Origin of the sequence: Vibrio neonatus, from assembly GCF_024346975.1 — a bacterium.
GTDB classification, from domain to species: domain Bacteria; phylum Pseudomonadota; class Gammaproteobacteria; order Enterobacterales; family Vibrionaceae; genus Vibrio; species Vibrio neonatus.
Genome location: NZ_AP024885.1, coordinates 2,078,786 through 2,101,928, shown reverse-complemented (window position 1 = coordinate 2,101,928; position 23,143 = coordinate 2,078,786). Strand labels below are relative to the sequence as shown.

The window sequence follows — 23,143 nt, the reverse complement described above, 5'->3', positions numbered from 1 at the left end:
ACAAATTAAAATATATTGATTATTCGATCTTGATAATTGAACAATTAAGGTTATTGAGAGCAGAAAATTGTCCCTGTTACGCTACTTGTTCAAGCAAACAAAATGAATGTGAATGTACATTAGATAATGGCATTTTATGTGATCTAGATCGATTGGGGATCGGGGCTACTATTGATTAATAGGTATGAGTAATTAGTGGTGATTAGTGCTTACGCTATGAAACTAAAGGTATTTCTTAGCGGGATATTGAAGTGAGTTTTTGAACAGAGTAATTCACAGTAGAATTTTACTAAGGTGATATTAATATTGCTCAATACAGTAAAATATAATTTAGATTGAAGTTGTATTTAGAGAGTGAATTAAATTCATTGTTTGAATAGATAGTGGTAAATAAAAATAGCGATTGAGCTCAATCGCTATTTTAGACTTGTACAACTATTACTCTTTGAAGACGTAATATATGGTTGCCATAGTACCAAAAACCAGTGCTAAACCTGTCGGTATGGCGAGAATTGCGATGGCTTCGTGAGCTGCGGATTTGCCAATCATTGGTGTGACAAAAGCCATTAATGTCCATACAAAGACGCCGTAACCTGATGCACCTAAGCCTGTCACTGTACTCACAACTTTTTTCTTTTTATCTGAGATGTTGCAAAAGCCTAGAGCTAAGATCGTCACTAGTGAGGCTGTACCCATTGCAGCAGAGTGTAGGTGAGCACGCTTAATGTAATCTTTGGCTTTAGAAAATGCAGTATCTTGATCTTTCACATTAGAGAAGTTATCGGCATGTACGACATAAACTTGTTCGTGAAAATAATCTTTCATACTACTATTTGCTGCACCAAATATACAACCTAGTCCATAACCAAACAATATTGTTAATAGACTCAACAAGACACCAATTTTTATCGGTTTTATATTCATATTTTTTACCCCTGCGAATGTTTATTTATTAACAATATTAACATTGTTAAAATTGAGCATAGCTTACGCAACTTTACTTTTCGAATTCAGGCGTAGTTTTCTTTTTTTATCATAGGGTTATTATGAAATATGAATTCTAGAATATATTTTATCTATTCTAGATAGCGAGTGATGTTTGTATCTGTTTGTTAATAAAGAAAATTATATGTTCATCTGTCCTTAATAGTAAAAAGTTAAGGTTATAACTTAGGTTAAATTGGAGTAAGATTTTGTTTATAAGCAATATCTATTTCAGCAAATAAGGATAATTATCAATGAGATTTATTGAGTACAAAGTGGTTCATATTGTAGAGGGTGGTTGTGGCACTATTTTGTTAGGCTCAAGCGGTTTACCTATGCAAAAAATTGAGGCAGAACTTAATAAATACGCACAAGATGGTTGGCAGTTAGTGTTTCAAGTTATTGAACATAAACGCTTTTGGTTATTTTGGTCACGAGAAGCTGCCATCATTACTTTAGGGCGCTAATATTGCTTAAGATTATCTCTTTAGCATTGATTAAGCGTTATCAAGCAGGCGGTGGCTCTCGGCGATATTTTAATACTGAGTGCAATTTTGAGCCGACCTGCTCTGAATATACGAAGCAATGTATTCAAAAGTATGGGGCTCTAAAGGGCTGGCAGTTAGGTTTGGCTCGGATTAAACGCTGTAGCCAACCTGATTTAGTCGAAAAAATCGTGGATAAGGTACCTTGATGCATTTTTATGATTCATTGGAGAAGGTTGAGCATAAAGAAGAGCAACTGCGTTTACTGGTTGCTCAACTGTCTGATCGCCATCGAAAATCTTATTTTCAGCAGCAATCTAAACAACTTAAAGATCCCGATACCTATGCCTGTTTAAATTGGTTTTTCCTATTTGGCATTCATCATTGCTACCTAAAAAGGTATTGGCTTTTTGTCGCTGAATTACTGGGGTCTATTTTGGCACTAGTGGGGTTTATGCTTGGAGAAAGTTGGGGTATTTGGTTTTTTATCGCTCTGTTTTTGTTCGAGCTACCACAGCTGTTTTTTTCGCAAAGAATCGCCAGAAACTACAACTATCAAGTGTCCTATCAAATTTATACTGATTTGCAGCTAGGAAAGTAAAGGCAATTTGTGCAAGTGCATAAATTGCCTAAGCTCGTATTTAATGAAAGATAGCTTTTAAGCAAGTATCTGGGTTGAGTTCAAATAACCAAGGCAATTGAGCATGGCTACAAGCCTCATTTAAACGTCTTTGAGCTGTAATGATGTTTTTTCTCCAGTTGTCATCATGCGCCCACATTTCTATTACTAATGGTACGTAACATTCCGTTTCTTTAAGGGTGTTAAAAATAGCATTAAAGTTCACCTCACCCTCACCAATAATGAGATCTCTGAACTGTCCTTGGTAGTCAGAGGTGACTTTATACGTATCTTTTAAGTGGATCTGGGTGATATGAGGTTTACTTAATTTCAGCTCAGTGACAATGTCATAGTTCCAGCCAGAAATGTTGCCCACATCTGGGTAGGCGGTAAAGTATGGTGAATTGATTTCTCTATTTAATACTTCAAATTTACTCAAAGAGTTTAGATAGTCAGTATCCATGATCTCTACAGCCAACATGACCCCAGCGCGCTCAGCAAGTTGGGCACAAAGCTTCATGCCTTCGATAAAACGTTGATGAGTCTCTTGATTTGCGGGCTCATAATAGACATCGTAACCGGCAAGCTGAATAGTGCGAATACCCAACTTGTAAGCCAAGGTAATGGCTTTTTGCATGTGGATTACCGCTTGCTCTCTAATATCTGGATCAGCTGAGCCAAACGGGAACTTTCGGTGAGCACTTAAACACATAGATTGCAGAGGAATCTGGTGTTTTTCACAAAGCCTTCTTAGCGTGTAGATCTCCTCATCAGTCCAATCAAGTCGACTGCGACGTTCATCGGATTCATCAATCGAAATCTCTAAAAAATCAAATGCGAGCTGTTTGGTTGTGATGAGCTTTTCTTCCCAACCCATAGTATTAGGCAGTGCTTTTTCATATAGCCCTACACGATGACGTGATAAGTTTGTATACATATCGACACCTAATTCCAGTAGCGATTAATTTGGGCTGTTAATGCCTCTGCTGTTTGCTTGCCTTTGTCACCGGCAAGAGCGCGTCCTGCAATAAAGGTTTTGGCTTTGATGCCTTCAAATAAGTACAAGTCTTCTGGGACTATGCCGCCAGTAATTGATAGCTCGATACCTAACTCTGACAGGGCGCGCATTTTGACTAAGTCTTCTTCGGTCCAACCGACACCTGCAAGCTCAGCATCTCTAGAGCGATGATAAATGGCTTGTGAAATACCTAAATCAACCCAAGATTGCGCATCTTGCATGGTCCAGTTTCCATAAATTTCAATTTGGATTTCACCGTCAAATTTATCGGCCACTTTTTTACATGCATCAATTGTCGCGATATGAGCCGCTGCGGAAACGGTGATCCAGTCAGCGCCAGCTTCAAAGGCCATCTGCGCTAAAATCGCTCCGCCATCGGTTGTTTTCATATCACAGACCAGAATGTGATTGGGATGATTTTTACGTAATGTGGATACCGCGTTCATCCCTTCAGCAAAAGCGAGAATCGTTCCAACTTCAATTACATCGACAAAGCTTTCCACGTTATTAGCTACTTCTATAGCCGCGGCTAGGTTGGTTTGATCTAGGGCGATTTGAATCATTGGTTTAGTCATGGGTTATCCTTTTAATTGTTCACGTAATAGATGGGCTAAACCATCGCAATTGTTGTCTGTTGGGCACACTTTCTGTGCGTAAGATTTGACGAGGTCATCAGCATTTTGCATTGCAACGCCTAATCCTGCGTATTCGAGCATGGAGATATCATTGTGATTGTCACCGACTGCGATGACTTGTGAGGCTTGATAACCTAATCGCTCGACATACTCAGCTAGACGTAGGCCTTTGTTGTTTCCTGTGGCAGAAAAATCAATTCGATTTGCCCATGAACGCTCCCCATTAAAGTTGGCTTTTATCCATGAGTGTTGCATGAGGATATCAATGGATTGCTGATCGCCTTCGACGACGAACTTCCAGATATATTGGGTCTTATTCGCGGCTTCAATAAATGAATTAACTCGATAAATTTTGGGGCGATGCGCTTCAGGGGCGGTTTCTGCCCAGCTTTCCAATGCCAACATGTATTCAAATGGGTTGTAGTTGGAATAGGTCATAGCATCGGTAATGTACATGACCATTTTCAGTTGAAACTCTTCCGCTAAATCAATAAACGTTAATGCATTAAAATGGCTGATGGCATTTTGCTGCAGTATGGCTTCATTGTGATAGTCATAAATATAGGTGCCATTGCAGCAGATGATTGGAGTACCTAGCCCGAGCTCATAATAGTAAGGTCTGGCGGCGGTATGATGTCGTCCTGTCACTATGACCACATGATAATCGCGCTTTAAATCCGCAATGGCTTGTTTTACTTTGGGGTGGATGGTGTGCTTATCGGTCAGCACTGTACCATCAAGATCTAACGCTAACACTTTATACATAAAATTGGCTCTCATATATGGCGTTAACCCTTATTGGTTAATGCCTCTCCTGTCCGTAATAAGCATTTTCGCCATGCTTACGTAAGTAGTGTTTATCGGACAGTTCAGGTTGCAGTTTGATGCCACTATTGAGCGCTCTGGTGGCAAGCGCCATGGCGGATATTTCTTCTAGTACTACCGCATTGTGCACTGCATCTTTAGCATTTTTCCCCCAAGAAAATGGTGCATGCCCAGCAACAATGGCGCTAGGGACAGCCATAGGATCAATGCGGCGTTGAGAAAACTCTTCCACGATGACAAGGCCAGTATTTCTTTCATATTCCTGAGCAATTTCGGTGTTAGATAGACGACGAGTGCAGGGGATATCACCGTAAAAATAGTCAGCATGAGTGGTACCAAGTGCTGGAATATCTATACCTGCTTGCGCCCAAATTGTCGCACTGCGCGAATGAGTGTGCACAACGCCACCAACGTTGGGAAAGGCTTTATAGATTTCTATATGCGTGGCAGTGTCGCTAGAGGGGTTTAACTCTCCTTCAATGATTGCGCCACCTAGATCAACCACCACAATGTGGTTGATCGTCATATCATCGTATTCCACTCCCGATGGCTTAATCGCAATCACGCCCAGTTGGCGGTCAATTTCAGAAACATTGCCCCAAGTAAAAGTGACCAAGCCATATTTTGGCAGTTGCAAATTGGCTTCTAGAACACGCTGTTTGAGATCGTGATATATAGAAGGTGTATGACATACTGGCATGTTATCTCCTTAAGCGGCTTCGCCTTCTACAGCGGCAAGTGCAGCATCAATTAATTGCGCAACATCGTTGGCCGTTTTACAGGCTCTAAGCAAAGAAAAATCTTCATCAAATTCAATCAGATTTGCGATTTGCATGGTGCCTTCAATATGTTCTTCGGAGTCTTTGCCAGCCAAAGTAACCAGCACATCAATAGGCTCATCTACACCATCAAAAAACACCGGAGTTTCTAAGACGGTTAATGCAAAGCCAGTTTTTATTACGCCATCTTCAGGGCGAGAGTGGGAGAGAGCAAAAGCATCATGAATGCAGATGTATGGGCCTTCTTCGGCAACGGCGCTGACGATGGCATCGTAATAACGCTCTTCAACAACATTGGCTTTAACTAAAACATCGGTACCCAATTTAATGGCTTGCTTCCAATCGTCTGCTTTTGCATTGAGTAGGATAGAGTGGTTGTGGATTAGAGATTCTTTTAAGTTCATAGTCTTACCCATCTTTTCATTTATTTTTATAGCTCAGCGGGCGTATCCCACTGAGCGGTTGTTATTTAGATTTTTAGTGACTACTTATGAAAATTATTTTTGATTAATGAAACCAGTTCATCACCAAAGGTTTTCACCATAATCATATTCTTCACTGCAAGTTGTTGTTTGCCTTCTGGTAGCCCAGTAATTTTTTCAGCTAGAGCAACAGAGGTAACAATGATGTCGAATGAAGAAAGGTGAGATTTATAATCAGTAATAGCGCTATTAAAGGTGGTGCTTGGAACGCCTTGCTTATCTAAATACTCTTTGATTTTCTTGGAACACATCATTGACGAGCCTTGACCTGAACCACAGCAGACTAAGATGCGAACCGGTGCTTGGTTTTCAGTGCTTACAGTTGATGTTTGGCTTGCTTGTGTTGATGCTTGTTGCACAGGCAGTTCAACTTCGATGCCTTCTGGGGTAACTGCTGTCATGGTTTGAGTTTCCATTTCAGCGTCTTCTTCAGCGCGTAGCTGTTTTGATGCAAAGTACATATAGACACCAGCAAGAGCTAAAATAAGGAAGAAGAATAGACCTGAACCTGACAGACCTTGCATCACAGGAGGGAAGACTAATGCCCAATCGGCCATGCCCATCCAGCCATTAAACTCAGTACCTGATTGAGCAAAGATATGGATTGCCCAAGCCGAACCAACGACTTCGATAATACCCATCACAAAACAGATCTTCATAACCGCTTTCCAACCGCCAAAGTGGTTTGCGAACACACCTATGGTGGCGTTAGAGAAGAACATTGGGATGAAGCCTGGGATAATCATGATTGGTGCATCAAAGGCAAGCATTGCGAGTACAGCTGTAAATTGACCTACCGCGCCCCACATGAAACCGAATACCATCGCATTTGGTGAGTAGGCATAAATCGCCGCACAATCAATCGCCAGTACCGCATTTGGGATCAGTCTTTGTGAAATACCGTTGAAGGCTTCAGAAAGCTCGGCAACAAACATACGTACGCCAGTAACGATAACTTGGATAGCAACGGCGAACTTAAGACCGGTTTCAAAAATGTAGATTAGCCAATGTGTTTTGCCTGCCATGTCTTGCAGGTTATCAAGGCCAAAAGAAAGAAGAATAATGCCGAAGAAGCCCGTCATTACAAGGGTAGTAGCGGCGATACTGTCGTGGAAAATATGCAGCCATTTCGGCAGCTTTATATGATCAACACTGTCATTTTTGTCGCCTAGTTTTGGTGCAACTTTCACCGCAATCCACGATGCAAACTGCTGTTGGTGACCAATGGAAAAACCAGCCCCGCCAGTGACTTCTTGGGTAGGTTTGAACATGATGTTTGCCGAGATACCCCAATATAGCGCCATTAAAATAGCGGAATATATGATGGTCTCCCACATGCTAGTGCCTAGTACGAAGTAAAATACCGCAATCAAACCCGCTTGTTGGAACATGATGTGTCCCGTTAGCATGATAGTTCGAATACCGGTTATACGACGAAACGCAACCAGAAGGATATTGAGTCCTAACGCCAGTAATACAGCGTATCCAACCCAAGAGTAGTTATCCCCCATGGTTTCCATGGTTGCCATCATGGTTGTATACGGGTCTATCACTGAACCAGTAAGGCCGTGAATTTCACTCATCTTCGCAATGACAGGTTTAAAACCTGCAACCAGCGTGCCTGCACCCACTTGTACAATCATGAAGCCGACAATGGTTTTTATTGAACCCGAGATGACCGTTGTGGCATCCCGTTTGAGAAGTATATATCCCAGACAAGTCACTAACCCGAGCAACAATGGTGCTTTGGTCATTACCTGACTGTAAAAAATATAGAAAATATCGTAAATGAACTCCATATCTTTACCCCTAATAATATTTGTTGTTTTTATGGTTTGTAGGATTTAGTTACTATTTTTTTGCTCACGAGTCAGACTTTAACAATCAAAAGTAATCATGCAATGCTCGATTGTGATTACTTTGACGTGAATCAATTATTCTTGTTAGCAAAGCTCATAAACGAGATTATGATCACTGGAAAACAGTAAAATCCATTAAAATCAATACCTTATGATTGTTTGTGATTTAAACCTCGTTTTTTAACCTCTAATTGAGATCCATTTGCAAGAGCATTGACAATCACTTCTATGATTACTAGAATCATAAATAATCAAAGTAAGTCATCAAATCATCATTAAGATGAATCGAGCGTTTAAGATGAATGAAGTTCAAAGGCACAATGGGATTTTGTCGCTATTGGAAGATAAGCAGACAATCAGTGTTTCCAATATCATTGATAACTTTAATGTTTCTCCTGCGACAGCAAGGCGAGATATTTCAAAGCTGGATGAGATCGGCAAGCTAAAGAAAGTGCGTAACGGTGCTGAGCGTATTGAGAGTTTCAAAAGCAAATGGTCACCTTTAAATATCAACAGCACTGAGTTTTATGAAGAGAAAGCATTGATCGCGAAAGCGGCAGCGGCGTTATGTCAACCAGGCGATAGTGTGGTTGTGAACTGTGGTTCTACGGCTTTCTTACTGGGTCAGCAATTGTGTAGCGATGACGTGCAAATTGTAACCAATTATTTTCCATTGGTGAGTTACTTAATCAACGAAGATCATGATGATTTGATTATTTTGGGCGGCCAATATAACAAAGCCAAAGGGATCTTTTTAAATCCGGCACCTAACTCACTGAGCGGTTATGCGGGCAACTGGATGTTTACTTCTGGTAAGGGATTGACGGAAGCTGGCTTGTATAAAGCAGACATGTTGACAGCGGTTGCTGAGCAGCAGATGTTGCAACAAATTGATAAATTAGTCGTTGTGGTAGACAGTTCCAAAATAGGCCAAAGAACAGGAATGTTATTTTGTTCAGTCACACAAATAGACATTATCGTGACGGGGAAAAATGCCGATCCTGACGTTATTCGAGCAATTGAAAAGCAAGGTACAAAAGTTATTTTAGTTTAATCAGAACTAATATTGAATTTTAAATAGCTTAATACATAAATATTATTAAATAAGCAAAGTGTCTTAATCTCTAATTAAGACACCTAGCACCCTACATAAAATAAAAATTAAGAAATAGAAGGTATAATATATGAGCAACGTAAATGAAATTACTCGCGAGTCATGGATTCTAAATACATTTCCAGAGTGGGGCACTTGGTTGAATGAAGAGATCGAGCAAACGGTTGTGCAACCAAATACTTTCTCTATGTGGTGGTTAGGGTGTACCGGTATCTGGCTAAAATCTGAAGGTGGCGCAAACCTATCAATGGATTTTTGGTGTGGTACGGGTAAAAAAACTCAGCAAGTACAAAAAATGAAAAACCAGCATCAGATGATGCGTATGGGCGGAGTTGAAGCGTTGCAACCTAACTTGCGTACAGCGATTTTTCCTCTAGACCCGTTTGCGATTAAAGAGATTGATGCAGTGATGGCCTCTCATGATCATGGTGATCATATTGATATTAATGTCGCGGCGGCTGTTTTACAAAACTGCGAAGATCACGTTAAATTCATCGGCCCTAAAGCGTGTGTTGATTTATGGATGAAGTGGGGAGTGCCTGAAGATCGCTGCGTGATTGCGCGTGTTGGCGACGAAATTAGCATTAAAGACGTCACAATTAAAGTATTAGATGCGTTCGATCGTACAGCGTTAGTAACGCTTCCAGAAGGGACATCGTCTTTAGATAAGAGCATTTTAGATGGTATGGATGACCGCGCAGTGAACTACTTAGTTGAAACAACCGGTGGCTCTGTTTACCACTCTGGTGATTCTCATTACTCTAACTATTACGCGAAGCATGGTAATGATTATAAAATTGATGTGGCGTTACTTTCTTACGGTGAAAACCCAAGAGGGGTGACAGATAAAATGACCTCTTCTGATATTTTGCGTGCGGCTGAGTCTTTAAATTGTGAAGTTGTTGTGCCATTCCACCATGATATTTGGGCAAACTTCCAAAATGATCCGCGCGAAATTGAGATGCTATGGAATATGAAAAAAGAGCGTCTGCAATATGGGTTTGCACCTTTCTTCTGGCAGGTAGGTGGTCGCTATACGTACCCAACCGATAAAGGCCGTATGCATTACCAACACTTTAGAGGCTTTGCTGATATATTTAAAAATGATCCAGAATTGCCGTACCGTGCATTTTTATAGAAATACAAACAATAAGTAAAAATAAAAGGAGCCTAGGCTCCTTTTATTTTGTCTAGTAAATAGAGTGAACATAACGCTCACTCTATTTGTACTATTTCGCTTCTATTTGTTTGGCTTTTATTGATCTTATCATTCTAAGAATTAAGACAAAGAACAGTGGTGCAAAATAGATAACCAAGAAGGTTGCCGCCATTACGCCGCCCATTACCGAGGTGCCGATAGCATTTCGGGCATTGGCCCCTGCGCCGGTACTGATCGCCAGTGGCAATACACCTAAGCCAAATGCCAGCGAGGTCATGATGATTGGGCGCAATCGCATTTCACACGCTTGTACGGTTGCATCTAGCAAGTTAACGCCTTTTTCATACAATTCTTTGGCAAACTCTACGATTAAGATGGCATTTTTAGCGGTCAAACCTATGGTGGTCAATACCCCTACCTGGAAGTAGACGTCATTCTCAAGGCCACGTAAGGTAATGGCACACAGTGCGCCAAGTATGCCCAATGGCACGATAAGAATAATCGCAATCGGGATTGTCCAGCTTTCATAAAGCGCGGCCAAACATAGGAATACCATTAAGATAGAGATGCCATATAAGATAGGAGCTTGGTTACCCGCTTCTTTCTCTTGGTATGACATGCCTGTCCAGCTCACTTGAACTTGGTCTGACAGTTCCGCTGCAAGGCGTTCAATTTCATCCATCGCTTCTCCTGAGCTGTAACCAGGAGCGGCTTCACCTAAGATTTCGATAGCAGAGTTACCGTTGTAACGAGTTAACTGCGGTGAACCTTGTCCCCAATGGGTTGTACTAAAGGCTGAAATTGGCACCATTTCGCCTTGGTTATTTCGTACAAACCATAAATCGAGATCTTCTGGAGTCATGCGATATTGAGCGTCAGCTTGAATGTAAACTTTTTTCGAGCGACCGCGGTCTATAAAGTCATTTACATAAGAGGAAGCCCAAGCAATAGACAGTGATTGGTTAATATCAGAGATAGAAATGCCCAGCACTTTTGCTTTTTCGTAATCAATATCTAAGAACAGTTGCGCAGTATCTTCTAATCCGTTTGGTCGGATGTTTTGTAAAATCGGACTTTGCGCCATTTTACCTAATAGTTGATTACGCATGGCAATCAGCTCGTTGTGACTTAAAGAACCGACGTTTTCTAGGTAGAAGTCAAAACCTGTTGATTGACCTAATTCCCTGATAGCTGGACTACCAAAGGCAAATACTTTCGCATCTTTGTAACCAGAGAAATGGCCCATGAATCGCTGCAGTACAGCATCAAGACTGGTATCTGGTGTGGTCCTTTCGCTCCAATCTTTAAGGCTAATGATCCCCATACCTGCGTTTTGACCTTTACCAGAGAAGTTAAAGCCTGCCACGGTAAATACATGACTTACAGTGTTTGCTTCTTCTTGTTCAAGGTAATCTTTAACGTCTAACATCACTTTTTGGGTTTGGGCTAGCGTTGTACCTGTTGGGGCTTGCACCATGACAACAAAGTCACCTTGGTCTTCATTGGGTAAGAAAGAGCTAGGTAAGGAATGGTACATGTACGCCATACCGCCGACTAAAACGATGTATATCAAAATAAAGCGGGCAGGGCGCAGCAGTACATGATTAATTGAACCACGGTACTTCGATGACAACTTGTCATAGAAGCGGTTGAAAGCGCCAAAGAATTTGAGTTTTGACTCACTTTTGGTTGGTTTAAGTAGCGTTGCACAAAGTACTGGCGTTAAGACCAGCGCCACGATGACCGAAAGCACCATTGCTGACACTATGGTTAAGGAGAACTGCTTATAAATTACCCCGGTTGAGCCAGACATAAAGGCCATTGGGATGAATACTACCGACAGCACCATAGTGATACCAATCAGAGCACTGGTGATCTGATCCATAGACTTTTTGGTGGCTTCTAATGGCGATAAGTTCTCTTCATGTATGATTCGTTCTACGTTTTCTACTACAACGATGGCATCATCAACCAGTAAGCCGATGGCGAGCACTAAACCAAACATGGTTAAGGTATTGATAGAGAAGCCAAGTGCAGACATGATAGCAAAGGTGCCAAGTAGCACGACTGGTACTGCAATGGTTGGGATTAAGGTTGCGCGAAGGTTTTGTAAAAACAGCAGCATGACCAAAAATACAAGGCCTACAGCTTCAAATAGCGTTTTTACTACTTCACTAATCGACAGACGGATAAACGAGTTGCTGTCCATTGACTTAACCATAGCTAAGCCTTCAGGAAAGCCTTTTTCTAGTTGCGCTAGTTTTGCATCAACCGCCGCTTGTGTATCTAACGAGTTTGCCCCCGTTGCTAGCGTAATCGCAATACCAGATGCTTCTAACCCTTGATAGCTAGGGATCATAGATGAATCTTCACTGGCAAGCTCTACACGAGCCACATCTTTAAGTTTTATCTGTGAGCCATCTGCGTCAACTTTAATAAGGATGTCTTTAAACTGGTCAACAGTTGTCAATAAGCTCTGAGCGGTAATAGTGGCATTGATTAGCTGTGAGTCAATCGCGGGAGTTCCCCCGAGTTGACCTACAGTTACTTGGCTATTTTGTACTGATACTGCGCTAGAAATATCGACAGGGGTTAGGCTGTAGCTATTTAGTTTGGCAGGATCAAGCCAGATACGCATAGCGTAAGAAGGACCAAATACAGTCACACTGCCCACGCCACTTACGCGACTAAGTACATCTTTGAGGCTAGTATTGGCGTAGTCTTGAATATCCGCCGCGCTCATACTGCCATCAGGAGAGTAAAGGTTGGTCACTGACATAAAGCCAGAAGTACTCTTTGTTACTTTTGTACCTTGGTTTTGCACCGCAGTTGGCAAGCGGTTGGTCGCTTGTTGTAAACTGTTTTGCACTTGTACTTGAGCGGTGTCAGGGTCGGTATCGGCACTAAAGGTCAAGGTAATGCTAGCGTTACCAGCAGAGTCACTGGTGGATGACATATACAGCAAGTTATCAAGGCCTGTCATACTTTGCTCAATAACTTGCGTCACACTGTCTTCAATCGCTTTAGCGGATGCGCCCGGGTAGGAGGCTGAAATCGTCACCGCTGGTGGCGCAATACTTGGGTATTGTGCAACCGGTAATGTGACAATTGAAATGATACCCGTGAGCATAATGACAATGGCAATTACCCAAGCAAAAATAGGCCTTTGAATAAAAAATCTAGAAAGAGACATGACTTACTCCTCTACTGCTGGTGCAGACTGAGGCGCAGGTGCAGACTGAGAATCCGACGCTGATTGCGCGTCATCGGAGCCACTATCGATAACCACGGCAATGTCATTTTTTATGTTGCTTAGGTTGCTGATTACAACTTTCTCACCGGCAACCAGGCCTTCTTCAACAATCCAACCGTTATCGACTTCATCACCTAACACGACTGATTTTTTAACGGTTTTATTGTTTTGGTCAACAGTAAAGATAAAAGGCTGACCTGATTGACTTCTTACCACAACAGATTGCGGTACAACTAAGTAATCACGCGCTTCTGGTAGGGCAATGTGAGCACGTACATACATGCCATCTAACAGGCGGTTTTGTGGGTTTGCCACAATCGCACGTAAGGTAACAGTACCGGTTGAGTTAGACACTTTTGTGCTAGAGAACTCTAAATACGCTGTTTGATCGTAAGTAGTGCCGTCTTCTAAAATGATTGAGATAGGGATATTTTTTGGTTTTTTATCTAACTCTGCAAACGTTTGTTTGATCTTAGAAAGTGCCAGCGAAGATTGCTGCATATCAATATAAACGTTTGATGTTTGAATAATCGTCGTCAGATAAGAGGCTTGTTGAGCCGTAAGTAGTGAACCTTCCGAAACTTGAGATAAGCCCACTTGACCTGAGATAGGTGCTTTAATTTGAGTATAAGAGAGCTCTAGGTTGGCATAATCAAGATCAGCTTGGCGAATAGCCACTTCAGCTTTAGCTTCTTGATAAGCGGCATCGGCATCATCATAATTTTGCTGACTGGTCAGTTTTTTCTTTAATAACTGAGCATAACGGTCGGCCGTTTTCTTACTCGATGCTTCACTCGCCAATGCTTTAGTTAGCTGAGCTTGAGCACTTTTTACCGTTGATTGGTAAGTTGATGGGTCTATCTGATACAGCACATCACCAGCCTGCACTTGGCTGCCTTCTTTATAAAGGCGGCTTTGTAAAATGCCAGTTACTTGAGGTCGTACTTCAGCTTGCTTTAACGCAGTAACACGGCCCGGTAATTCACGAGTCAAACGCAATGTAGTCGGCGTTAAGGTCAACACATCCACATGTAAAGGGCCCTGTGGCGGTCTGTGATCTCGACCTTGCTCCCCACAACCAAGCAAAAGAACAGAGAGTAGTAAGCACCAAGAAACTCTTAGCGATTTAGATAAAGACATATAGATAGCACCTTTCAATGATAGATATAACCCAAGTATAAAAATAGCATAGCAATTCAATGGTTAAGTGTGGGTTAAGGGGGCGGAAATCTCAAAAAATAGGGGGAGTCTGTCTTTTTTGAACAGGAATAAAAAAACACCGCTATTTTAGAGGGCGGTGCTTTCCGTTTATAGTTTAATGCTTGTCGACATTGGTGGCTTCTTATAGGACGTCTTGCATAAATGCCTTGATAGGTTCTGGTAATAAATCTTGTGGGTGATCTCCTCCTAATGTAGCAAGGCCACTCTGCCCGTCAATAATGCCCGTTTTTACTTCGGTATGGGTTTTTAAGTCAATAATCGTTATTTTTAATTTCACTTTATCAGGGATACCAGACCATTCCGTCGCACGATCTTCCCAGTGTAAAATGGTTGGGTAAATAAGGAAGTCATAGTTATTTTCGGTGGCGTACTGAATAGTATCTTTATAAGAACTATACGCCGTTGCGGTGTCTATATGGTTTAGCTTAGTGAGCAGCTCAGCTTGAATGACTTGGTTTACCATCTGACCTGAACCTTGATAGTGTTTGCTACCATATATGCCATCTTTTGACTGTGCAATGTACACAGAGTCTCCTGACTTCAGCTTAATATTGGTATTTAATGCCATTAATTCAAGATTGTGAGAGTCAGCGCAACCCCATAAAAAAGGAAGGAGCAACAAGGAAAATAGTAATGCCTTTAATTTCATATAAAATCCTATTTAGATTAATTTACCCTGATTTCAGTTTACCATTTTTGCTAATGTTACAAAGTGACTTGGCTATAGTATGTGAAAGGGGTTAGCTCTAAGCTTGCCAGAGCTTTCTTGCAATAAATAATTTAAATTAGGGTTGATTTTTCTCGCTATTTTTTCTTTGAAAATACTCTACTAAATATTTTACAAAGTGTGTTAATTGAGTCGGTAAATATTTTGATTGTGGATACTGCGCGATAATCTCGCCTTGGTAATTACCACTGATACGCCAGTCACTTAATAAAGGCACAACCTCACCAGAATGAATATATTGCTGAATAGAAAATTCAGGGAAAATAGAAATACCTAGACCACGTAAGACTGCTTCTCTTCGAATTTCACTATGATTGACATGAAACGTTCCCTCCACATTAATAGAACAAGTTTGGTTCGACGAAGTTAACTTCCAATTGCGATCTTTAAGATCTTCACCAAGGCATAAGCAATTATGTTTCAGTAGATGCTGTGGGGATAGAGGTTCACCATATTGAGTAATATACGCTGGGCTAGCACACATAATTAATCGGCATTCTGCTAAAACTTTTCCCACCATTGCTTCAATGGGAGTATCAGTAATATGAATCAGTAAATCAATATCATCACGAATTAAATCAATAGGTTGGTCTGTGACATTGAGTTGAAAATCCACATTAGGGTGCAGTGTCATAAAATCTAGGATGGCAGGCATTAAAACTTGTTTAGCAAGCGCTTTTGGCGCGGCAACTTTCAAAGCTCCACTAATCTTTGCATTGTCTGATTTAACTGCATTTGTCACAAGCTTTGCACTTTTCATTATGTCACGGCATATATGATAAATTTCCTCGCCTTTATGGGTTAAGCGCATTTTTCTGGTGGTGCGATGCAATAACTTTTGCTCTAGAGCATTTTCAAGTCGAGTGACAGAGCGGCTCACAGATGAAGGTGCTACTCCTAAAGACTTAGCGGTACTGGAGAAACTTTCAGACTCAGCAACATGAACAAAAATAGCCATTTCTGGCAGCAAAGAAATCATCTGATTTATGTTCAAAACGCAAAATTCCTTTGCACATTCAATGGATTGTTCTTCTGAGGTTAGTTTCGGATACTGATACCGTCAATAGATAAAGGAAGATGAGGAATGCTAGTCAAATCACTTCGAGAACAGCGAAATACCATATCATTTACTGAGCCAATGTTACTTCTAGTTGCGATTTTCTGGGGAACCAGTTACGGGCTAACTAAGGAGGCATTAGCTTATTCTAGCGTTTTAGTTTTTATCATATTACGTTTTTTATTGACCTTTCTGGTGATGCTACCCGTTGTGATAAGGGACTTTAAGCAAGATCTTAATAGAGATTGGAAAGTCGCTATCCCCACAGGCTTGGTTTTATCTGCGATCTTCTTTTGCGAAGTTTTTGGTGTATCACAGACATCAGCATCTAATGCCGCTTTTTTGATTAGCTTATCGGTGATCTTTACGACGTTTGCAGAACTATTAATCAACAAGAAAAAGGTGTCGTTACTTTTATGGGGGATGAGTTTTGCTAGTGTGTTGGGTGTTTTCTTGCTTACCTATCAACCCCGTAATACATATAACTTAAATGTCGGTGATTACTTTATTTTAGGTGCGGCAGTATTGAGGGCAATAATGGTTACGACAACTAAATGCTTAATCGAGGGTAAATCAATCACCACAAGTACGCTTACTTCCTTACAGTCATTAACGGTCGCTTTAGTCACATTGTTAGTAGCAAGTATCTATTTACCTGTGAATCAACTGATTCTGCCTGAACAGCCAAAATTTTGGTTGATTCTGCTTTATTTGGTGTTGTGCTGCACGCTGTTTGCATTTTTCGTACAGAACTACGCTGTCCGCCGAACCTCGCCGACACGTGTTTCTTTATTGATGGGGAGTGAGCCATTATTCGGAGCAGCATTCGCGATGCTCTGGCTTGACGAATCTTTGAGTGTAATACAATTGTTTGGAGGACTGATTATCCTAATTTGTGTGTTGATGACTTCGATAAAGATAAAATCCTAGAATTAAGGTTGGAAATTGGTCAAAATATCGCAATTCAACGTCAGCAACATCTAGTCCAATTAGCTTCGGATAAGAACATCATGGCACCTGATCTATCTGTTCCAATTCCACCAACTTGTGCCTCCATATAGCATGATGCAATAAAGTATGGTTAATTCTCTATCGGAACCTTAAGGTGATCGTTCAAGTATTGTGTGTAATACAAAGGCATTACAACATTGTCTTGCTCTAGTGCATTGGAGCCTTGTGTTCCTGTTAACTTGATTGTCTTGTGTGGCTTACACTTCGTTATATAGGATTGCAGTGACCTAGCACGAGTCCTTTTGCCGCTCTTTACTTCTATAGGAATTATACGACCAACCTCATCGGCAATGACAAACTCAATCTCAGCTCTAGCATCCCCCCATGAAAAAGTCGGTTCGTAGCCTAGTGCTGCAAGTTCTTGTTGAACAAAGTTTTCAGCAACGTAGCCTTTGTATTCGTACCCCTGTTGCTTTATTTCACGGTAACTTGTCGTGAGCATGTGATTAAGTAGTCCTACATCAAATAGAAACAGCTTTATAGCATTCTCTTTTTGATAGGCTGATAAGGGCGATCTAGGTTGCCCATCTATAGGGTAATTCTTCAAGGTTAGCCTGCATTTATGTAGCCATGTAATGGCACTTTCGTATTCAGCATATCGAGATTTACGCTGATGGACGCCTTTAAACTTGAAACGTTTTACTGAATCATCAAATACTGACGATAACTGTGAAGGAATGTTTCTGAATACGGACTCTATAAGTGTGGCATCGACTTTATCCGAGTATTTGCCAAAGTCTCGTAAGTAACCTTGAATTAAGTTGCTGTGAACGTCTGAAACAAGCTCCGTTCGTTCAATGATACTCCTGTCTGAATGAGTAAACCACGCATCAACAGCTTCGGGCATTCCACCCACAAAGTAATAATCAGTAAGCAGATCGAATAGCTTTGTATGCGCAACTTCAGAGTTCATTTGCTGCTCAAATGCTTTAATGAGTGGCTTTTCTTCACTTGCCCATAGAAACTCTTTAAACGTTAATGGTCTTAAGTTGTGTTGTTCAACCTTACCGACAGGAAAGGATGTAAGTAAGCCAATGTTAGAGCCACTTGCAGCGATATAAGCTTGGGGTGCTTTTTCGGCAAAATACTTCAAGGCAGTGACCGCTTTTGGACACTCACCTATCTCATCGAGGATCAGTAGATCAGTAGCGAGGTTAAATACCTCTCCCGTTAATAGTTCAATATTGGTAATGATATCGTCAGGATTTAGAGAGTTAGAAAATGCTTCTCTGAATTGCGGCTCTTCTAAGAAATCAATTCTTATCACCTTGTTAAAATTTTGACCTAGTAGTTCCTGTAACAGATAAGTTTTACCCGTCTGTCTGGCACCATCGATCAAGAGTGGCTTTCTTGATGGTTTATTTTTCCAGCTCAGCAGTTTGTCTAAGATTGATCGCTTCATACCATATTGCCCGTATTTTTGGTTACGCTTAATCTCACTCTACCATATTAATGCGCTTATTTGTGTTTCTATACCACACTTTTATGCGCATAAAAGTGTGGTAATGATTCTTTTGTATGCGCATTAAAATGTTGATTTTTGATTTTATACACTTGGGAAATTACGATATTACCAATCTTCTTCATCAAGAATGCCGTTGCTCTCATTTTTTGTTTGAATCTCTCAACAGCGTGATACGTAAAGCACTAAAAAAGCGGAAGATCTTCCCAAACGATGAGGCTGCAACGAAAATGGTATACCTAGCGATCAAAGACGCCAGCAAGAAATGGACGATGCCCATTCAAAACTGGCGTCAGGGTATGAGTCGGTTTATTATCGAGTTCGAGGAACGTCTCGAAAAGCACATTAACTAAATGGCAATTACACAGAATCTGTTACAGCCTCGGTAATTTGGTTAGCTTTAATTTCGATATGCTTTCCTATTAGAATTAAAGCCAACCGAACTGGTTGTATCTTTTTTCTGAAAATCTAATGATTTTTTCTCGCTTGATAAAAGCAGCATATATCATTGTTAAAAATTTATCTGTGTAACTAAAACCACTCACTAAATAGGTTTTTCACCTTTAATGTAACGGATCGTACTCATAATGGTCTATTGAATAATAACATCAAAATTTAAGCTTTGTTTATATCTCAACATTTAGTCGTCATGGCTGCTAAGTGCTAAATTTAGTAGGTTAGTCGATACAGGTACTAGCCCTACTTTTAGTCCAAACGGCTTGAATACTTTATCGAGAATATCAGTTTTGAAAGTACCTCGATCATTCTCAATCTCAGATATAGTTTTTCTGGAAACCCCAACCATTTTGGCAAAAGTATCTTGTTTGACACCTAACACGTTTATCCTAAGCTCCTTGAGAGCTAATCCTTGTGTTAGTTCGTTCATAAGCAACGATCTAATAACTCTATTTATCTTATATTTTCTTTCTGATACTGATATTGGTTGTACGTTTTTAGGCGTACGCTTTGCCACTTTTTCAATCTGACCAATCGAGGTTTGAGCATGCTCTTTTGGTATTGTAATTGCCGTACTTAAGTGTTCTTTATTCAAACGAAGTCGGGAGATTGCATCATGCACAGATTCTGCCGAAGTGTTTAGAGAAAGCCGATCTAATCGGTTTAAACTGTCAGTGTTAGAACTCATATCAGCCCCCATTTACCAAGTTTTGCCGCAATGAAATCCATACCTATACCAGGCATATCCAAAATCTGCTTTGGTGTTCCTCTTTCTTCTAACCTTTCTTTTAAAGTAAGACAGTTTTGTGCAAGCGCTTTAAGTTCTTTTAATAGAGTCTCTTTAGGAACTAAATCTGACAGTGAAGTCGCGATACCGTCAAAATCATACTCACCTCCTACCTCTAAAGGTGATTCCCACTTGGTAGCTCTAGGTATTCCTTCTGGGTCTGCTTTCATTGGAGCAAAATCATAGACTGGAGCAAGTTTTATATAACCTTCTTTTTTGATGAAAGAAGTATTTCTACCATGGTTATCGCTATTGCCAAATATGATATTGAGTAAGTCCCTTTTTACCCATTCAATAACAAATTCTTGGATGTTAAATTGATAGCCTTGTTCAGTAACCATATGACTATTTATAATTTTATCAATCAGTTGTCTAATAGTATCCTCATGGTCAAGAAGGCTACCTGGTCCTTTATTTAAAATTGAGTAAACCGACTCCATGGCATAGCGCTGCATGTGTTGCTTATCATCTACATAGATATCAAATCTTGGTAACCAGAGAGAAGGGTAATTTTCGCCTTCTTCTAATCGCATCGATTCTATTGGAATAGTATCGATTCCCATGCTTGTTAACTCATGATAGTAACAATATTCAGCTCGTAAAATATTGCTGTCAGTTTTCCCTCTAGATCCTCGCGGATACTTTACTAGATAATATAAATCTTGATTAGTAACGTCATCTTGATAACTGTCAATCCAGATTTGCCCTTTTGGGGAGTAACGCAGTAGTAGTTTTGGAGCTTCACCTCCTGCACCAGTAGCCCCTCCAGCTGCAGCTCCCCTTTCTTGTGCGTAATCTAAAAAATCACTAGCTCTATCGATTACATCATTAAGGGTAAAGGACAGTGAATCTGATTTTTCAGTCCGCTTTGGTAGTGATTCCTTTATTCTCAAATTACCAACTGGAGAGATAGTTCCATACTTCAAAAGGATGAAATCTTGCTGGTCAATAGCTAGATCTCCAATATCCAGTTGCTTGACCCAGTAACGTCTACTCGCTCCACTCGGTATTATGTCATCGAGAAACCTCAGCCACCCTGAGCGCCCTTTATCGTCAAAGAAGAAATTAACAGGGTGATTAAGTGAAACGGCATGGTTGTCATCTTTCTCGAAGTTTTCTATAGCATATTCGTTTAGGTAATGAACTTCTGTGGTTATGAAGTTGCCTTCATTACTTTTAGGGAAGGTAACACAAGCTATATCAGTCCATTGCTCTAGTATGTAAGCTTGTATAGTGAGTGATTCCATAGCTATCTCCAGATCTTTATGTGCACTATTTTACTCATAAAGGTGCTGAATTTCAAATTGTGTAACTTTAATTACTCACAAATCTAAATTTTAGAGGTTTTTGTAACCTAAAGTAATCATTACTACTTTAGTTATGAGGAAGGGTGATGATTTGAATAGGTTTTGAAGATTTTCGAACTGATTTTTGTATCAGAAAGGGAGGAGGTAGCTCTAGGGTAATCCCCCAAAGAAATTAGCAATGAGTAGAGGGGAATACAATGGGGAACAAAGGGAGCGGGGCTCGGTGGGATTGGATTAGTTGAATTAGGGTTGTAATACTATGTAAAACAAGGCTTTAGATACAAAAACGGGACATCCTGAGATGTCCCGTTCCAATCGATTGGTGGGCTGGCGGGAGTTGAACCCGCGTCCGAAAACTGTCATTTTGTCAGGCATTTATGGCTGACTTAGGGGAAGCGGTGTCTCACTTTTACTGTATGTGGGACACCAACTGTGACACTTTTAAAACGAAATAGTGTGTATTACGCACAGAGTAAACTACAAAGTTCATTAGTCGAGAACCGTTCGGTTCGGACTTCTCTCAAAACAAAATGTAAACGAAAAGCCAGTTATCTATCGGCTTTGATAGATAACGAGGTTCATCATTATTTTTCCTCAGATGAAGCCCTAGATGCAGTTCTTGCAGTTGAGAAGATCAAGAGCATTCATACCTCTACTCGTGATGGTAAAACGTTATCAGGTCGTTCAAAGCGCAAAGCCAGAACGGTTCGGTTCAAACTATCTAAATGTATTGATGAATGGTTGGTTCAAAAAAGACTGGAAAGGGTATGGACTAACAAAAGTGAAGAAGATGCTCTTCGAAAGATCCAGCTACTTTATACATGGATACCCAAGGCATCTGATCTTGAAAGTTATCATTCCTCAGACCTTAGGCAGTTAGCTAACAAGATAAAAAACGCCCTTTTATCAAAAGGTTTAGCAGCAGCGACAGTGAATAAACATCTTCAGTTGTACGGGTATATCTGGAAATGGCTAGTTCGTCACAGTTATTCACCTATCAACCCGTTCGAAAGGATGTCTCTCAAGGCCTCCAGGAGAGCGCAAGAGCAGCGTGTAGCACAAGCCTTAGTTGTTCTAAATAAGTCACGAGAAGCCAGTTTTGGTGCTATCCGTGGGATGCAAAAAAGAGAATACTATCAATGGCTAGCGCTCATTGGTATGTATTCAGGTATGAGGTTGAATGAGGTGTGTCAGTTGTATCTTAATGACATCCACCTGCATGAAAATATTTGGTGTTTTAAGGTGACTGATGAGCGAGAGGATCAGAGAGTCAAAACACCTAGTTCGGTTCGTTATGTTCCTATCCACCCAAAGATACTTGAGGCAGATTTGCTTGAGTACACCGATGATCTAAAAGCTCAAGGGTATGAGCGCTTGATGCCTGAGCTGTCATTTTCCAGAGATGGATACGGTAAAAATGCATCTCGGTGGTTCAATGAACGCTTTCTGCAAACTGCTTTGTGTAATGAGCTTAGAGGCTGCAAGGCTGTGGTAAGACCCCACTTCCCTAGACACTTAATAGTTATATAATTCAACAAACTATGAGGTGTTGTCACCAGTATCAGATGAACTAACCAACGACGTTATGAAAGCTGTATTGAAAGGTATCAATAGTATGATGCTAGATATTCTTGCTGCTATGGCATCAAAGGATTATGAAGACCGTCGTCGTCGCCAAGCTGAGGGTATTTCGCAGCACAAGGACAAGTTTAAAGGTAAGCAACAAACTCAGGAGACCGTGGATAAATGCTTGAAAGCCAACAAGCTGATAGATGAAAACAAGCTATCTCAAATAGAAGCGTGCAAACTGGCGGGAGTATCTATCTCCACATGGCGTAGGTTCAACAAGGGAGTGAAATGATGAACCCTTTAGGCGTGCTAAATTAAGTGATCAACAAACAGC

23 protein-coding genes are annotated in these 23,143 nt (G+C 40.7%); 9 read left to right on the top strand and 14 right to left on the bottom strand.

All coding sequences use genetic code 11. From position 1 onward, the window contains the following. Positions 1-438 precede the first annotated feature (438 nt). Positions 439-825: a hypothetical protein gene (locus OCU38_RS09730; protein ID WP_240432728.1), complete on the bottom strand. Its 387-nt coding sequence runs from the start codon at positions 823-825 to the stop codon at positions 439-441. Between the two features lie 413 nt (positions 826-1,238). Here OCU38_RS09730 and OCU38_RS09725 point away from each other — a divergent pair, with 413 nt between their 5' ends. The 3 genes from OCU38_RS09725 to OCU38_RS09715 are packed head-to-tail and all read left to right on the top strand — an operon-like array spanning position 1,239 to position 2,070. Then, entirely contained in the window at positions 1,239-1,451 is a 213-nt protein-coding gene (locus OCU38_RS09725) for a DUF4177 domain-containing protein (protein ID WP_261822935.1), read from the top strand. Then, positions 1,403-1,678, top strand: coding sequence for a membrane protein insertion efficiency factor YidD (gene yidD, locus OCU38_RS09720; RefSeq protein ID WP_315972555.1), 276 nt, complete (start codon positions 1,403-1,405; stop codon positions 1,676-1,678). Before OCU38_RS09725 ends, yidD begins: the two co-directional genes overlap by 49 nt. Further along, positions 1,678-2,070 carry a hypothetical protein gene (locus tag OCU38_RS09715; protein ID WP_261822934.1) on the top strand — a complete coding sequence of 131 codons (393 nt, stop codon included), beginning with the start codon at positions 1,678-1,680 and terminating at the stop codon, positions 2,068-2,070. Before yidD ends, OCU38_RS09715 begins: the two co-directional genes overlap by 1 nt. Before the next feature lie 40 nt (positions 2,071-2,110). On the opposite strand, the gene OCU38_RS09710 is transcribed toward OCU38_RS09715, so the two are convergent. From OCU38_RS09710 to OCU38_RS09685, 6 genes are all read right to left on the bottom strand, one after another. Continuing rightward, on the bottom strand, positions 2,111-3,025 hold the full coding sequence (locus OCU38_RS09710; RefSeq protein ID WP_261822933.1) for an L-ribulose-5-phosphate 3-epimerase: 915 nt from the start codon (positions 3,023-3,025) through the stop codon (positions 2,111-2,113). Positions 3,026-3,033: 8 nt separating this feature from the next. Continuing rightward, the gene (locus tag OCU38_RS09705) at positions 3,034-3,681 is read right to left on the bottom strand and encodes a 3-keto-L-gulonate-6-phosphate decarboxylase UlaD (RefSeq protein WP_261822932.1); all 648 of its coding nucleotides are present in this window, start codon (positions 3,679-3,681) and stop codon (positions 3,034-3,036) included. A 3-nt stretch (positions 3,682-3,684) separates the two neighbouring features. After that, a complete protein-coding gene (locus tag OCU38_RS09700; RefSeq protein WP_261822931.1) occupies positions 3,685-4,506 on the bottom strand; it encodes a Cof-type HAD-IIB family hydrolase in 822 nt (273 codons plus the stop codon). A gap of 37 nt (positions 4,507-4,543) precedes the next feature. Next, positions 4,544-5,242, bottom strand: coding sequence for an L-ribulose-5-phosphate 4-epimerase (locus OCU38_RS09695; RefSeq protein ID WP_261824272.1), 699 nt, complete (start codon positions 5,240-5,242; stop codon positions 4,544-4,546). Between the two features lie 33 nt (positions 5,243-5,275). Then, positions 5,276-5,749, bottom strand: a complete 474-nt coding sequence (locus tag OCU38_RS09690) for a PTS sugar transporter subunit IIA (RefSeq protein WP_261822930.1) — start codon at positions 5,747-5,749, stop codon at positions 5,276-5,278. Between the two features lie 80 nt (positions 5,750-5,829). Continuing rightward, positions 5,830-7,626: a PTS ascorbate-specific subunit IIBC gene (locus OCU38_RS09685; protein WP_261822929.1), complete on the bottom strand. Its 1,797-nt coding sequence runs from the start codon at positions 7,624-7,626 to the stop codon at positions 5,830-5,832. Between the two features lie 358 nt (positions 7,627-7,984). Between OCU38_RS09685 and ulaR the strand changes: the two genes are divergently transcribed. After that, a complete protein-coding gene (gene ulaR, locus OCU38_RS09680; protein WP_261822928.1) occupies positions 7,985-8,740 on the top strand; it encodes an HTH-type transcriptional regulator UlaR in 756 nt (251 codons plus the stop codon). 130 nt (positions 8,741-8,870) lie between these two features. After that, positions 8,871-9,938 carry an L-ascorbate 6-phosphate lactonase gene (ulaG, locus tag OCU38_RS09675; protein ID WP_152819533.1) on the top strand — a complete coding sequence of 356 codons (1,068 nt, stop codon included), beginning with the start codon at positions 8,871-8,873 and terminating at the stop codon, positions 9,936-9,938. A 91-nt stretch (positions 9,939-10,029) separates the two neighbouring features. Here ulaG and OCU38_RS09670 read toward each other — a convergent pair whose 3' ends face one another. The 4 genes from OCU38_RS09670 to OCU38_RS09655 all read right to left on the bottom strand — a co-directional run bounded on the left by OCU38_RS09670 (position 10,030) and on the right by OCU38_RS09655 (position 16,154). After that, positions 10,030-13,152 carry an efflux RND transporter permease subunit gene (locus tag OCU38_RS09670; RefSeq protein ID WP_261822927.1) on the bottom strand — a complete coding sequence of 1,041 codons (3,123 nt, stop codon included), beginning with the start codon at positions 13,150-13,152 and terminating at the stop codon, positions 10,030-10,032. Between the two features lie 3 nt (positions 13,153-13,155). Further along, complete coding sequence (locus OCU38_RS09665) at positions 13,156-14,352, bottom strand: efflux RND transporter periplasmic adaptor subunit (RefSeq protein WP_261822926.1); 1,197 nt, start codon at positions 14,350-14,352, stop codon at positions 13,156-13,158. Between the two features lie 202 nt (positions 14,353-14,554). Next, positions 14,555-15,001 carry a DUF4823 domain-containing protein gene (locus OCU38_RS09660; protein ID WP_261824271.1) on the bottom strand — a complete coding sequence of 149 codons (447 nt, stop codon included), beginning with the start codon at positions 14,999-15,001 and terminating at the stop codon, positions 14,555-14,557. Positions 15,002-15,218: 217 nt separating this feature from the next. After that, the gene (locus tag OCU38_RS09655) at positions 15,219-16,154 is read right to left on the bottom strand and encodes a LysR family transcriptional regulator (protein WP_261822925.1); all 936 of its coding nucleotides are present in this window, start codon (positions 16,152-16,154) and stop codon (positions 15,219-15,221) included. Between the two features lie 90 nt (positions 16,155-16,244). Here OCU38_RS09655 and OCU38_RS09650 point away from each other — a divergent pair, with 90 nt between their 5' ends. Next, entirely contained in the window at positions 16,245-17,147 is a 903-nt protein-coding gene (locus tag OCU38_RS09650) for a DMT family transporter (RefSeq protein ID WP_261822924.1), read from the top strand. A 151-nt stretch (positions 17,148-17,298) separates the two neighbouring features. Here the strand turns inward: OCU38_RS09650 and OCU38_RS09645 are convergent, their stop codons facing one another. Next, on the bottom strand, positions 17,299-18,630 hold the full coding sequence (locus OCU38_RS09645; protein WP_261822923.1) for an ATP-binding protein: 1,332 nt from the start codon (positions 18,628-18,630) through the stop codon (positions 17,299-17,301). 116 nt (positions 18,631-18,746) lie between these two features. Here OCU38_RS09645 and OCU38_RS09640 point away from each other — a divergent pair, with 116 nt between their 5' ends. Next, complete coding sequence (locus OCU38_RS09640) at positions 18,747-19,043, top strand: transposase (protein ID WP_315972554.1); 297 nt, start codon at positions 18,747-18,749, stop codon at positions 19,041-19,043. A gap of 287 nt (positions 19,044-19,330) precedes the next feature. On the opposite strand, the gene OCU38_RS09635 is transcribed toward OCU38_RS09640, so the two are convergent. Then, positions 19,331-19,834, bottom strand: a complete 504-nt coding sequence (locus OCU38_RS09635) for a helix-turn-helix transcriptional regulator (protein WP_261822922.1) — start codon at positions 19,832-19,834, stop codon at positions 19,331-19,333. Continuing rightward, complete coding sequence (locus OCU38_RS09630; RefSeq protein ID WP_261822921.1) at positions 19,831-21,180, bottom strand: type II toxin-antitoxin system HipA family toxin; 1,350 nt, start codon at positions 21,178-21,180, stop codon at positions 19,831-19,833. The genes OCU38_RS09635 and OCU38_RS09630 overlap by 4 nt, the downstream gene beginning before the upstream one ends. Positions 21,181-21,672: 492 nt before the next feature. Here OCU38_RS09630 and OCU38_RS09625 point away from each other — a divergent pair, with 492 nt between their 5' ends. Then, complete coding sequence (locus tag OCU38_RS09625; RefSeq protein ID WP_261822920.1) at positions 21,673-22,770, top strand: site-specific integrase; 1,098 nt, start codon at positions 21,673-21,675, stop codon at positions 22,768-22,770. Positions 22,771-22,855: 85 nt separating this feature from the next. Continuing rightward, on the top strand, positions 22,856-23,101 hold the full coding sequence (locus OCU38_RS09620; protein WP_261822919.1) for a hypothetical protein: 246 nt from the start codon (positions 22,856-22,858) through the stop codon (positions 23,099-23,101). Positions 23,102-23,143: the final 42 nt, after the last annotated feature.